This is a genomic window from Zymobacter palmae, from assembly GCF_003610015.1.
GTDB classification, from domain to species: domain Bacteria; phylum Pseudomonadota; class Gammaproteobacteria; order Pseudomonadales; family Halomonadaceae; genus Zymobacter; species Zymobacter palmae.
Genome location: NZ_AP018933.1, coordinates 1,028,256 through 1,041,778, shown reverse-complemented (window position 1 = coordinate 1,041,778; position 13,523 = coordinate 1,028,256). Strand labels below are relative to the sequence as shown.

The 13,523-nt window shown below is 54.6% G+C and carries 11 protein-coding genes and 3 tRNA genes; 4 read left to right on the top strand and 10 right to left on the bottom strand.

Annotated elements, in window-relative coordinates:
• Positions 1–9 precede the first annotated feature (9 nt).
• On the top strand, positions 10–693 hold the full coding sequence (gene rnt, locus ZBT109_RS04595) for a ribonuclease T (RefSeq protein ID WP_027706066.1): 684 nt from the start codon (positions 10–12) through the stop codon (positions 691–693).
• 111 nt (positions 694–804) lie between these two features.
• Here the strand turns inward: rnt and grxD are convergent, their stop codons facing one another.
• Positions 805–1,146, bottom strand: coding sequence for a Grx4 family monothiol glutaredoxin (gene grxD, locus ZBT109_RS04590; protein WP_027706065.1), 342 nt, complete (start codon positions 1,144–1,146; stop codon positions 805–807).
• Between the two features lie 358 nt (positions 1,147–1,504).
• A tRNA-Ala gene (locus ZBT109_RS04585) sits at positions 1,505–1,580 on the bottom strand.
• 230 nt (positions 1,581–1,810) lie between these two features.
• On the opposite strand from ZBT109_RS04585, the gene uvrC reads away from it, so the two are divergent.
• Positions 1,811–3,658 (top strand): excinuclease ABC subunit UvrC, encoded by a 1,848-nt coding sequence (gene uvrC / locus ZBT109_RS04580; RefSeq protein ID WP_027706064.1) that lies wholly within the window; start codon positions 1,811–1,813, stop codon positions 3,656–3,658.
• Between the two features lie 828 nt (positions 3,659–4,486).
• On the top strand, positions 4,487–5,089 hold the full coding sequence (locus ZBT109_RS04575) for a hypothetical protein (RefSeq protein WP_027706063.1): 603 nt from the start codon (positions 4,487–4,489) through the stop codon (positions 5,087–5,089).
• 134 nt (positions 5,090–5,223) lie between these two features.
• Here the strand turns inward: ZBT109_RS04575 and ZBT109_RS04570 are convergent, their stop codons facing one another.
• The 8 genes from ZBT109_RS04570 to ZBT109_RS04535 form a co-directional block, all read right to left on the bottom strand.
• On the bottom strand, positions 5,224–5,802 hold the full coding sequence (locus ZBT109_RS04570; protein ID WP_027706062.1) for a manganese efflux pump MntP: 579 nt from the start codon (positions 5,800–5,802) through the stop codon (positions 5,224–5,226).
• Between the two features lie 272 nt (positions 5,803–6,074).
• A complete protein-coding gene (locus tag ZBT109_RS13745; RefSeq protein ID WP_170144689.1) occupies positions 6,075–6,320 on the bottom strand; it encodes a hypothetical protein in 246 nt (81 codons plus the stop codon).
• Between the two features lie 234 nt (positions 6,321–6,554).
• Positions 6,555–6,641, bottom strand: a tRNA-Leu gene (locus ZBT109_RS04560).
• 46 nt (positions 6,642–6,687) lie between these two features.
• A tRNA-Cys gene (locus ZBT109_RS04555) sits at positions 6,688–6,761 on the bottom strand.
• Positions 6,762–6,904: 143 nt separating this feature from the next.
• A complete protein-coding gene (locus ZBT109_RS04550; RefSeq protein WP_027706061.1) occupies positions 6,905–7,312 on the bottom strand; it encodes an ExbD/TolR family protein in 408 nt (135 codons plus the stop codon).
• A 33-nt stretch (positions 7,313–7,345) separates the two neighbouring features.
• Positions 7,346–7,969: a MotA/TolQ/ExbB proton channel family protein gene (locus ZBT109_RS04545; protein WP_051524180.1), complete on the bottom strand. Its 624-nt coding sequence runs from the start codon at positions 7,967–7,969 to the stop codon at positions 7,346–7,348.
• Positions 7,970–8,021: 52 nt separating this feature from the next.
• Positions 8,022–8,786, bottom strand: coding sequence for an energy transducer TonB (locus ZBT109_RS04540; protein ID WP_051524179.1), 765 nt, complete (start codon positions 8,784–8,786; stop codon positions 8,022–8,024).
• A gap of 80 nt (positions 8,787–8,866) precedes the next feature.
• On the bottom strand, positions 8,867–11,215 hold the full coding sequence (locus ZBT109_RS04535; RefSeq protein WP_051524178.1) for a TonB-dependent siderophore receptor: 2,349 nt from the start codon (positions 11,213–11,215) through the stop codon (positions 8,867–8,869).
• A 460-nt stretch (positions 11,216–11,675) separates the two neighbouring features.
• Here ZBT109_RS04535 and ZBT109_RS04530 point away from each other — a divergent pair, with 460 nt between their 5' ends.
• Positions 11,676–13,427: an ABC transporter ATP-binding protein/permease gene (locus ZBT109_RS04530; RefSeq protein WP_027706060.1), complete on the top strand. Its 1,752-nt coding sequence runs from the start codon at positions 11,676–11,678 to the stop codon at positions 13,425–13,427.
• Positions 13,428–13,523: the final 96 nt, after the last annotated feature.

Here is a 13,523-nt window from a genome sequence, read left to right as displayed (position 1 = left end):
GATACCTGCATGACCGATGCCAACGTGGCCCGCCAGATGAGCCAGCGCTTTCGCGGCTATCTTCCCGTCGTGATTGACGTTGAAACGGGCGGCTTCAACCCATCGACCGATGCCCTGCTGGAAATTGGTGCAACGCTGATCACCATGGACGCCACGGGACAGCTGCTGCCTGACACCACGTACAGCGCACATATCACCCCGTTCGAAGGTGCTAACGTGTCGGAGTCGGCCTTGGCCTTTACCGGCATACGCTTGGACAGTGCACTGCGCCAGAGCGCTGCCATCACGGAAGAAAAGGCACTGAGTGAGCTGTTCAGCATGGTACGCAAGGCCATCAAGTCCCACGGTTGCAGCCGCGCCATCTTAGTCGGCCACAACTCGGCCTTCGACCATCAGTTTCTAAACGCCGCCATCGCGCGTAGCGGTATCAAGCGTAATCCGTTCCATCCGTTTTCCAGCTTCGATACGGCCACGCTCGGCGGTTTTGTATATGGCCAGACCGTATTGGCCAAAGCATGCGAAGCGGCCGGAATCGCGTTCGATAATGAGCAAGCACACGCGGCCTGCTACGACACGGAACGTACAGCTGACCTTTTCTGCGCCATGGTCAACCGTTACCGCGATCTGGGCGGCTGGAACCTTGCCTGCCGCGAACAGGGCATCGATGCTCACGACGATGACAACCTCTACTGAGCGGATACCCGCTACAGCACTGTTGCCAATTGCTCGCTGGACGTACGTTCAGCCACAAAAAAGCCGCTCATCATCGAGCGGCTTTTTTGTCACTATGTACGACAGATACGCTCAGGCATTTTTCTCAGCGTCATCATTGGCCGCCGCTTCCTTCAGCAACGTTGCCAACTCACCGCTCTGGTACATTTCAACGATGATATCGCAGCCACCGATTAGCTCGCCGTTGACCCACAGCTGCGGGAACGTCGGCCAGTTGGCGTATTTCGGCAGTTCAGCACGGATATCCGGATTTTCCAGAATGTTGACGAAGGCAAAGCGCTCGCCACAGTTAATCAGCGCCTGAACCGCCTGAGCAGAGAAACCGCACTGCGGGAACTGCGGCGTGCCTTTCATGTACAGCAAGATCGTGTTGTCGTTGATTTGCTGCTTGATGGTATCGAGCGTCTCGCTCATGAGATCGGTCCTCTGTTCGTGAACGGGAATCGATGTGCATCGCTGCACGACTTACCACTATTGTACGCATGCCTCGCCTACTCATACCAGCGCACAGACCATGAACGCACTTCATGATGCCCATCAGATTTGGCTATAACGGGCACGACCACTTCACCGGAAAGCGGCAGCGCTCGATAAGATCATGCTATAGCGTAGATAGAACACTCGAAAGGGGTAAGGGGAGGTAAAGAGAATAAGCGGCCACGCCATCCGACAATAAGAAAGTCATGGGGCAAGGAAGGAAAAAGGAGAGAAACTACAGATACAAAAAAATTCCGTCTACCAATATGGGTAGCGGAATTCAAAGTAGAAGATCTGGTGGAGCCTAACGGGTTCGAACCGATGACCTCAACGCTGCCAGCGTTGCGCTCTACCAACTGAGCTAAGGCCCCAGACCACGCTGCGCATTCTATTGAGATGTAAGATGAAAGTCAACACTTTCCCTTATCGCCTTGCACTGTTCACGGAATGCCCCCATTGTGGGACGATATTAAGGCGTATGTGATCAAGGCAGATAGCCGCAACGATCTCGCCTCCCGTTTTTGCCTTAGCGCTTCTATTTCTATTCGGCCTCGAACCGTTCGAACGATTTTCGACCGGCTCCGCATTCATGGTACCTCGTGTGTCTACAAACGACCCGACGAACACTCGTTTCGACGCGCGCGCTTTTCTGCGCAGCGTCTCGGAAGCACCTGGCGTCTACCGTATGTATGACGCCAAGGGCGACATTCTTTATGTAGGCAAAGCACGCCGCTTAAAGGCGCGCCTGTCGAGCTATTTTCGCAGTACGGGCCTCAACACCAAGACGCGCGCGTTAGTGTCCCATATCGCCGACATCCAGGTAACGGTGACTCACACCGAAACCGAAGCGCTGCTGCTTGAGCAAACGCTGATTAAGAAAGAGCGCCCGCCTTACAATATCCTGATGCGCGACGACAAGTCCTACCCCTATGTCTTCGCAAACACTCGACATGCATTTCCCAAGCTGGAGATGCGCCGCGTTCGGCGACCGCGCAACGACGGACGCTACTATGGCCCATACCCTAGCTCGGTTGCTGTGCGCGACACGCTTCAGCTTATGCAAAAGATCTTTCGCATCCGCAACTGCGAGGACAGCGAATTCTCCCATCGAGAACGACCATGCTTGCAGTACCAGATCAGCCGCTGTACGGCCCCTTGCGTGGGCTATATCGACGAGCACGACTATCAGCAACAGCTCGAACACGCGACCCAATGCCTTGAAGGCCGCAGTGAACAGGTTGCCATACGCCTCAGCCATGAGATGGAAGCCGCTGCCTCATCGCTGGCCTTCGAAAAAGCAGCCTTTATCCGCGACCAGATCCAGCAGCTGCGCAGCCTACAGAGCCACCAGTCTGTCGATATGCAGCACGGCAACGCTGACGTATTCGCCTATATCGAACAGCCCGGCGGGCTCTGCATTACGCTGCTGAGCATTCGCGACGGGCGTGTGCTCGGTACACGCCACTTCACACCAGACAATGGACTAGATCTGCCGAGCGAAGCCCTGATGGGCGAGTTCATCAGTCAGTACTATTTGGGGCTAGAACAGCGAGTACCTGCCGAGGTACTGGTCAACGTGACACTGGAAGATCAGGCCCTTATTGAAGAAGCGCTTTCGCACTATGCAGAGCGGCATATTCGCGTAACCAGCCAAGTGCGCGGGCATCGTGCGCAGTGGGTACGCTTGGCCCAGACCAACGCCGAGCAGCATCTGGCATCAACGCTGTCGAACCAGAAACAGATCCGGCAACGCTTTATTGCGCTGCGCGAAGCACTGGGGCTAGCGGAAACCCCCAAACGGCTGGAGTGCTTTGACATAAGCCACAGCCACGGCGAAGCCACCGTCGCCTCTTGCGTAGTGTTTGACAGCGACATGGGGCCCAATACATCTGAGTACCGCCGCTTCAACATCAACGGTGTGGCACCCGGCGACGACTATGCTGCCATGCGCCAAGCCCTAACGCGCCGCTATACCCGTTTGCGCGATGAAGACCAGACGTTTCCCGACGTATTGATCGTGGATGGCGGCAAAGGACAGCTCAATATGGCCCGCGAAGTGCTGGAAGAACTGGCGATATCCAACCGCATGACGTTGCTTGGGGTGGCAAAAGGCACAACGCGCAAGCCCGGGCTGGAGACCCTGTTCTTGGAGACCACTGACCAGACGGTAACATTGGAAGGCACCGAACCTGCCCTGCACTTGGTACAGCATATCCGCGATGAGTCGCACCGCTTCGCCATTACCGGCCACCGACGCAAGCGCGATAAGCAGCGCCGAACGTCGTCGCTGGAAGGCATTGCAGGCATCGGCCCCAAACGCCGCCAGGCATTACTGCGCTACTTCGGTGGACTGCAGGGCATTCGCAAGGCCAGTCTGGACGATATTGCCAATGTTCCCGGTATCAGTCGCCCCTTGGCGAACACTATCTATCAAGCACTCAATGGCTAGGACGCACAAAAAAAGACCGCGGCTTCAAAAGCACTGCGGTCTTCACATGAATAAGAACAGGCCCTCGAACGAGGGCCTAATCGATGATGGCACTCTGCACGGTGCCATTCCCCCCTGCAAAGGATGATCATCTACGTGATCTCTCTTCTTTCCCCGCCAGAAACCGCTTACTTCATGCTGATATGATTTCCGATCATGCACTTCTGCGCACCTTAACCCCCCCATTCAATCAAGGCTCGCCAAGGTGGCCTTCCTTAGAACACGCGCGCAGCACACTCCATACGCCCCTTCATGCCTCGCCCCAAGAACATGATTCGCATGGCACTCAAGGATAAGGCTGATATACGCCACGTTTGCGGCCACACCCCTCATCGCTCAGCACGTGTTTCTTATGGACACCTTATACATCGACCGTTTCTCCCATTTCCTCACCTGTCCTTAAAGGCATTACCTAGAACGCCTATGCGCAGCGTCATTCGTCATAGCGCCATGCCTCTAGTAACGCATTGAAAGCAACTGTCGCTCTTCATTCTTACGGTTATGATGCACACCAGACACACTCGTTACATAAAAAAAGATACCGACGCCACCCAATTACAATTATCCGCACAAAAATGCGCAATCAGCGCACCTGCCCCTATATATTCCTACGGAGTGCCTATCAATTGCCTTCTTCCACATTGCTCACGCAATTCTTCTCGCTAGGCAATGGGCCCGTCGAGCGCCTGGCGGCTTTATTTTTTCCCGAATGGCTTGAGAAAGCAGAGCAAGCAGACTAGAAGACATAGACACGGACCTTATTGTGCAATGCACGGAGCACTCCCCCTGATGACCTATCGTCTTGCGGCCATCGTTCTGCTTATCCTGTCGATCAATGCTGCCGCAGATGACACCGACACTTCATATGCTGACGAAGACTGGTTCCCTGTCGATGACCAGCACTATATGGCCGTTGCTGCCACAACGGATGCCGATATGGTGCTGCACATGCGCACGCTGTCGCTTGACCCGTCCTCGCCTGCCGAAACCGTGATTGCACTTCGACACGACAAGCGCTGTCAGCACAGCAGCGAAGTCGACACGTCACTGTGGCAAGCCGATGGCACACTGGAACTCAATCAGAAAACACTGGCAGCAGAGTCGCGCTGCGAAGGGCATTCGCGCCTCTACAGGCCGCATAGCGCCGAAGACACCGATTACCTGTACGATCTGATCACCAGTGACCGCCCTATCACCGTTCGCATCGGCGAGGCTCACGGCCAATTCGACAACGTCAATGGCAAGGAAGCGCTCGACGATCTGCATACCCTGCCGGGAACGGATACGCCCAACAACACACGCCCTCACGATGATGTTCTGCCTACGGATCGCGAACCATCCGCCACCCTGCCATCGTCCGCCTCGGCAAACACCGCCACACACGAGCACTAAGAGACAGACGCCGTATAAGACTGCTCCAACATCACGTCAGCATCACGGAATGAAACGCACAAAAAAGCCCAGCATGGCAGCCGGGCTTGTAATGATTATTCAATGCAGGCGTGAGCGCTGAAAAGCGCCTCACCCTATATATGGGTCATCAGGATATGAAAGCCCATTCCGATCAGCAGTACTCCCCCTAACACTTCAACGAGCCGACCGCCACAGCGCCCGAGAAAATTGCCGAGCAACACACCGATCGTCGCCATCGCCAGCGTGCAGCAACCAATCACCGCCGCCGCCTCAACGATACTGACAGACAGTAGCGAGAGACTTACCCCCATGGCCAAGGCATCAATACTAGTGGCAAAGGCCAGCAGGATCAGCGAAATATCGAAACGACCGCTTCTTTCCGCAACGGGTGCATCGGCACCATCCTCGTCCTCATTCCTGCAGAACACGGCCTGACGCACCATATTGACCCCCAAGCCCAACAGCAGCAGAAAGGCCACCCAATGATCCCAGGCTGAGATGTAAGGCAGCGCCGTACGCCCGATCATCCATCCAATCAGTGGCGTAATGACCTCGACTGACGCAAACACCAATCCAATCTTGAAGGCCTGAAGAAGGCTAGGTGAACGCAAGGCCACCCCACGCCCAATGGCAGCAGCAAACGCATCTGCCGACATAGCCAGCCCGACAAGCAACAGCGCCACAAAACTCATCGCGCACCCTCCGCAGCCAAGTGGCATTGAGCAACGTGCATTACAGAGAGAGCATCAGACATAGCAACACCTGTTCATCGGGCAACCAAGGAGGACAGGCATCATATATAAAAAACGACAGCTAATTCCACACACGCCGTTTACAGTTTTAACCTCGGTATATCATTGAAAGGGCAGTAATAATGATTGCAATCAAGAGTATTTAATCATCAGGTTAATATCTAAATTAAATACTCGGATATAAAACACGCTTGAAATCACCGTAGACCTTTTTAATTCACACTCTCCGATACCGAATTAGCGAGCGAAAGGTCAAGAATCAACGAGAACATGGCAGGTTGGCAGGTTGGCAGGTTGGCAGGTTGGCAGGTTGGCAGGTTGGCAGGTTGGCAGGTTGGCAGGTTGGCAGGTTGGCAGGTTGGCAGGTTGGCAGGTTGGCAGGTTGGCAGGTTGGCAGGTTGGCAGGTTGGCAGGTTGGCAGGTTGGCAGGTTGGCAGGTTGGCAGGTTGGCGTTTCATTATCATCTTCAGATACGATCACAACAAGACCAACGGCAGATAAATCCGCTTTTACACCAGCAAAAATACCGCTACGAATATATACAGCGAGGAATAAGTATTCCATCAGCTAAAAAGCAGATATTAAGAGACCATAGCAATGACACGCCATGAAGCCATAAAATAGGAAGGCGGCCAAATTGTGACTAAGGTAACGGTAATACAAGGAAGGAAATGGTAACCCATTGATGGGACTGGTGCCCGAAGCCGGGATCGAACCGGCACGCCCTAACGGGCGAGAGATTTTAAGTCTCTTGCGTCTACCAATTTCGCCATTCGGGCTTATAGATACGCAGGATACTGCAAGGGGGAAATACTATGAAGGAAATGGAGGCTGGAGTCGGAATCGAACCGGCGTACACGGAGTTGCAGTCCGCTGCATGACCACTCTGCCATCCAGCCATATCCATATGCGCTATTAAAGCGCCGTCTGCCAGAAAACGTGCCCTGACTGACGCTGTGCATTATGCACCAGAGCAGCTCTCGGCGCAAGTCCTTACGCACGGAAAGCGTAGGAAAATCATGCAGGGCCGAGAGCCTTCTGCCTAGCGCTCGGTCATGACCGATAGGCGTGTGATGCCCGCCCGCTCAATGATGGCCATCACTTTGGCAACAGTACCGTAATTGACGCTTTCATCAGCTTGAAGCTGCACCTGGGGCTCCTTGCGGCTGGCCGCCGCGTCGCTCAGCTGCTGTTGAAGCTGCTCTAGTGCAACGGTGCGATCATCCAGAGTAATCTTGCCCTGCTGGTCCACGTTGATCACTAGTGGGGTAATCGGTGCTGCAACATTATCAACCGTATCGGTTTTGGGCAGATTGACCGGGATCGTATTGGTCAGCAGCGGCGCCGTTACAATAAAGATCACCAGCAACACCAGCATGATATCGACCAACGGTGTGACGTTGATGTCATTCAGGGTGCTTTCGCCGTCTTCACTATCGTGGAAACGCATGGCATGTTCTCCTGCTCGTCAAATCGTGCGTTTCTAGCGGCGTGCCGCTGAACCGTCGATATCGTTGCGCTGTGCCTGATCGAACAGAAGGAAGGCAAAATCTTCCCAGCGGTGCACTTCGGCGCGCACCAAACGCAGCAAACCGTTATAGAACAGTACGGCAGGCACCGCTACGGCAATACCAATACCGGTAGCGATCAAGGCACTCCCTACTGGCCCGGCAACCGTGTCTAGGCTGGCCGTACCCGCGATACCAATGCCTTTCAGTGCTGACATGATGCCCCACACAGTACCGAACAGCCCGATGAAGGGGGACGTTGAGGCCACGGACCCTAGCACGGGCAGCCAGCGTTCCAGTCCACGTCGTTCGATACGCACCTGCTGGTGCAGGACGCGTTCCAAACGCTCACGCGCGTCATCACCTTCACCGGATTGCGCCACAACATCCTGAGCTGCGGCCAACAGGTGCGCACAAGCACTGTTGCCGTCGCGATGAGCTGTCGCCTTGCCGTCCCTTGACCAAGCGTCGATGACCGCCGCGTTCTGTCGACGCGCCTTCAACAGCACACCGGCCTTGATAAGCGCCAGCGCCCATGTCACTACGGAGAACAGAATCAGGATACCAATGGCATACTGTTCAACAGAGAATTGCGTCATGTCGTGTCCCTTCCAGAATCATTGATTGCGATCACTGCGGCCAGACAGCCACTCAGTTCAAGCGGAAATTGATGCGCACATCCGTCCAGCTGGCCGTCGTGCTGCTGCCCTGACGCCCCGGTTCGAATTGCCACTGGCGTACCGTTTCGAGTGCACTGTCATCCAGCAGATCGTGCCCGCTGGACGACTTAACACGCGCATCAACGACTCGCCCCTCCTCGTTGACACGCACCGTCAGCACCACCAGTCCTTCCATATGCCGGCGACGTGCCTGCATAGGGTATTTCGGATTTGGGTTATTCGCTTGGAAACGCCCGACCTGAGCCGGGACAGTAGCCGCTTGCTGAGCCCCCGTGCCAGCAGGTGCCGCTGCCGCGCCGCCGCCCCTCGCGTCAGAGGTCTGAGTGGCAGCTGGCGCCGTCGGAGTAGAAGGTGCGGCAGGAGCAGGCTCAGAGGGAGCCGTCTGCGTCTTGACAGGCGCAGACTTCACCGGCTTAGGCTTTTCGACAGGCTTCTTCTCTACAGGTTTCTTCTTGGGTTCAACAGGCCGCGGCGGCGTTTCAGGCTTAGCAGGCTTCTGCTCGGGCACAAGCGGCGCGGCAGGCACCGCGGGCTGAACCGAAACCGGCCCGGGCGCCTCCGCTTTGGGCGCAGCGGGGGCACTCAGCTCGAAGGTGATCGCCGACGGCTGCTGATCAGGGATATTGATGACGTTCATGGTATGCATCAGCGCCCAATACAGCCCCACCGCATGCAGACAAGCCACCACCACGATGATCATTGTTTTCATGCCGAACGCACGCTTGGGCGATGACATTCTCAGCACCGCATCTGACGGGCTGACAGAATGAGACGTCCGATGATTACGCATGAAGCCCCCAAGAAGCAAAGTGCATATCAGTATCTAAGCGTAGCGCGCAGTGCAACGTTACGAGAATCGCCATAGAAGTTGTTGGCGTACTTCGAGCGGTTGTTATACGCCTCGTAGTAGCGTTTATCCGTTAGGTTGTTACCGATGAGTGCTATATCGAAGTGCTCATTGTAGCGATAGCCGATGGACGCATTGAACAAGGTATAACCACCCTGTTTGATATTGTACGGCTTAGCAGAAACTGTATCGCTCTGGGTCGACATGCCAGCACCGATGCTCCACTGGCCCCATTCTCCCGGCAGCTGATACTGGCTGTATAGGCGCAGGATATTACGCGGCGTATAGCTGTTGCCACGGTCGCCTTTAGTGTATCGCCCTTCACTTTCTTCATAGCGTATATCGTTGTAGGTATAGCCCCCACCCAGTCGCAGCCCATTTAGCGGCGAACCTGCCAGCTCAAGTTCAATACCTTGGCTACGCACCAGTCCCGAAGCCTCATAACAGGAGTTCGGATCTTTGCAGCCCGACGTATTTACAGCGGTAACCGCACGATTTTCCTGATCGATACGGAACAAAGCAATGCTGCCGTCTAGCGCGCCATTGAACAGGCTACCTTTGACCCCGGTTTCGTACCCATTACCTTCGATAGGATCAAGCATTTTCCCATTGGCATCGGTAGCTGTCTGAGGTTGGAAAATGCTGGTGTAACTGGCATAGGCTGTCCAGTTGGGCATGAAATCCCATGTCAGTCCTGCATACGGAGTGGTCACACCATGCCATCGATTACGAGTAGAGGTGTGGTCATCGCGGTCAAGCGTATAGATATCATATTCGGTCAAACGACCACCTACGATAAACTTCACATCATCCGTAAGCGAGAAACGGCTTGCCGCATAGATGGCCTGCTGGCGCTGGAGGTAGTGGACGTTAAGTGAGGCCGAGATGCTGGCCCAATTAGGCTCAGGAATCGCGCCAGAATTCCAGTCGAAAACGCTTGCTGATAGGCCGTTGTCAGCCGACACATCAGCGGGATTGGTCGATTTATATGTTTTCAGCTTCGTCACGTTATAGGACGAATCTGTTTTGATATCAGCACCCAACACAAGCTCATGTTGGCGCCCCAACAACTGGAAAGGCCCTGTCGCATTGAAATTGAAAGCCGTCTGATCGGCCGTGTTATGGTACTGAGACGCCCCATCGTATAGGGTGGATTCAGCAACACGATAACCCGTATCGGCATCAACGGCTCCAAACGCATTGGCACCTTTACTGTCCGCACGCGAGCGAGTGAAATTCAGCGTACCTTTGGTCGTCCAACCATTATCGAAATCATGGGTAACGCTGGTGAACAGATCAAGACGATCATACTGTGCTGCGTTCCAGTCGGCCCCTAAGAACGTCGAACGAGAAAGGCCCAGATCCTGTCCAGTGCTACTCAGTGGCACTCCATAGATATCTGGTGTCTTGTGTGAGCGCTGACGATAAAGACCGACATCCACGCGAGTATGGTCATCCAGATCGTATTCAAGCGTGCCGAAGAAACCGCTCAGATCACTGTCAACATCGGACTTGTCCGAGCCCCGATCTTCATTGACGATCACCGCCCGCCCTTTCAGACGACCCTGTAAGCCGATAGGCCCTGACATATCAGCCTCGTTACGGCGCAGCCCATGTGACCCTACGGTCATAGAGGTGGATGCCTGGAACGTATCGGTGGGGCGCTTGCGTACCAGGTTTACGGAACCACCGGGGGTGCCGTTCCCTTGCAATAGGCCAGATGCACCACGCAGCACTTCGACATGGTCGTAGATGGCCATATCAGGCATATCGATCGCTGAACGATAGATGTTGCCCGACGGCGACCCCGGCAATGAGTTAGCGCCGTCTTGCTGTACGTTCTGAATGGCAAAACCGCGCGATTCGAAGTGATAGCGCCCCCCTGTATCCGTCATCACGTTGACCCCTGTGACATCGCGCATAACATCTTCAAGCGATGTCATGTTGCGGTCTTTCATGCGCTGGTCGGTAATCACGCTGACAGACTGTGGCGTTTCACGAACGGACATTGGCAGGCGAATCGAACTGGTCGTTGTGCCTGTTGTCCATAGCCCAGTGCCTTCCGTTGTGTCGCTTAGTGCCGTAGACACAACATTGACGGTGGGCAGTTCGCTGCTATTGGTCGTTTCGGCATGAGTGTCGCTATTGCTGGTGGATGCCGTTGCGGCCATGCTCTGAGTGGCACACAGCGAAAGCATTGAGGTCACCCCCCATGTCAGCACTTTGAAGGTCATTCCCGCAAAAGGGGAACTGCCTGAGCCGCTGTCAGAAGCAGAAAGGCGGGATGGACGCTTGTGCTGGGAGGGGTGAGCATTCATACGTTGGCAATTCCTGAATACAGTAGGGCTCGCATCATTTCTACTTCAGGGGAAAGAAGAGTGATCTGCAAAGCCAATTGATAAACATTCTCAACAAGGCTAGACTACCCCTATTGAGCGCATAACACAATATTCTTACCACTACACGTTATATGGTTACCGCGGTGAATCTTAACGAGCCTTATCCTCTATCACGTGTAAACTTCACATGATGCGTCTCACCCATGCCAAGTGCTTGAATCAGCCATCCCCTTCCCTGTTTACATGCACAACCGTCTTCGTTGTGCCGGGCTTGCTTATGTCTAGTGATCATAGGCACAATGAATATCACTTTCCATGCGGACGCCTATTATATTTCAGTAATACGTTATTACCTTTTTAAATAGAAATAACGATATCCGTAATGGCGTTATAAAATAGTAATATGTTTTCATCAATTCTCTGTCAGGGAGCACGTTGAATGGCAACGTCTCATACGAAAAAGGCGCCTCCTGGTGCCCCTTCAACGACAGCCTTGCTGACGCGTTACTGGATCAGCCGCGACAGCCTGTTCGGCTGGCTGCTGCTGGCGATGCTAGTAGCCACAACCTCGGTCTACCTCTACAGCATCAACGAAATCACTGATTGGCAGAAGATATTCTTCGACGCCGTGGGTGACCGCAACGCCGCCGCCCTAATGCCTATCACGCTGCAGGGGCTGCTGATTCTGGCCATCTTCATCCCTTCTTCCAGCTTTGCGACCTACTTCCAGCAGTGGCTGCAAATGGAGTGGCGCAACTGGGTTACCCGCGACTACATGCAACGCTGGTTACACAGTCCGGCCTATCACAGCATGGGGCAGTCAAGCAGCCTAAACAGGCTGAGCGATAACCCCGACCAACGTGTGGCTGAGGACGTTTCAATACTGGTGGAGAAGGTGGTCGGACTGGGGATTGGGCTGGTAAAGAACCTCGCCAATATCTTTATCTACGGCATTAAGCTATGGATAATTTCCAAGGTGCTCGTGTACTACTTTTTCGTTGGTGAGCCATTCACGTTCCGCGGCCTACTGATCATTTGCACCGTGCTTTTTGTGCTGTTCGGCTCGTTGATCATGGAGAAGCTGGTCAAGCCCATGGTCGGCATCGACTATCAGCGCCAACGACATGAAGCGGATTTCCGCCATTCGCTGTTCAATATTCGGGACAATGCCGAGCAGATCGCCTTCTATCGTGGTCATCAGCACGAAAAGCGACGCGCGCTCCAGCATTTCAGCGCTATTTATCGGAACTGGCGAGAACTGATGCGCTTCTCGCGCCGCCGTACGCTGACGGAAACGGTCTACATGCAGGCTGGGAACTACTATTCCTATGTATTCACCCTGCCCAGCTACTTCAACAATCTGATATCACTAGGCGATGTGATGCAGCTGAACATGGCCTGCGCACGCCTTCGATCATCATTGTCGTGGTTCGTCTATAACTACGAAGACTTGGCCATTGTTCGCGCCACTCTCCTGCGTTTGCGCGAATTTGAGGCTCAGCTGTCCATGCCCATTGAAAGCACATTCAACTATCGCCCCTCCACGGATGGCAGCCTGCAACTGCTTGATGTGCAGCTCAATCGCCCGGATGGCACACCCATCAATCACATTGACAGGCTGGTGATCAAGAAAGGACAGCGCTGCCTGCTGCAAGGGCCTTCCGGCGGCGGCAAGAGCACCATTCTACGCACGCTGGCGCAACTATGGCCCTACGGCAGCGGTACGGTGCGCCTTCCACGCCAAGAGAACATGCTGTTCCTTCCGCAGAAAAGCTACATCGCCGAAGGCACGCTCAAGGATGCCTTGATCTATCCCAAGCTGCATACCAGTCTCAGCGATGAAGAAGGAGCCGCCCTGCTCTATCGCGTCGGCCTAAGCCACTATATTCACGGCCTCAATACTTCTGCAGACTGGAGCAAGCAGCTGTCACCGGGCGAGCAGCAACGCCTAGCCTTCGCTCGAGCGCTCTTCACTCGGCCGGACTACCTGTTCTTGGATGAAGCGACATCCGCACTGGATGCTCGTGCCGAGTGGGAAATGTACACACTGGTGCTGGACGCACTGCCCGACGTCACGCTGCTGAGCGTGGCACATCACGCCGCACTGCGCTCGCTGCACAGCATGGTCGTCGATTTGCCTTCGACGCATCAGGATATCGACGCTTACAGCGCTAGCTGTCAGGAAGCCTGAAACCCCGAGTTCACAAACGTCATTACAGAAAAAGGGTGGCGTCATCGACGCCACCCTTTTTCATACATCCTTCGCTACGCAGTGACCCACCGATGT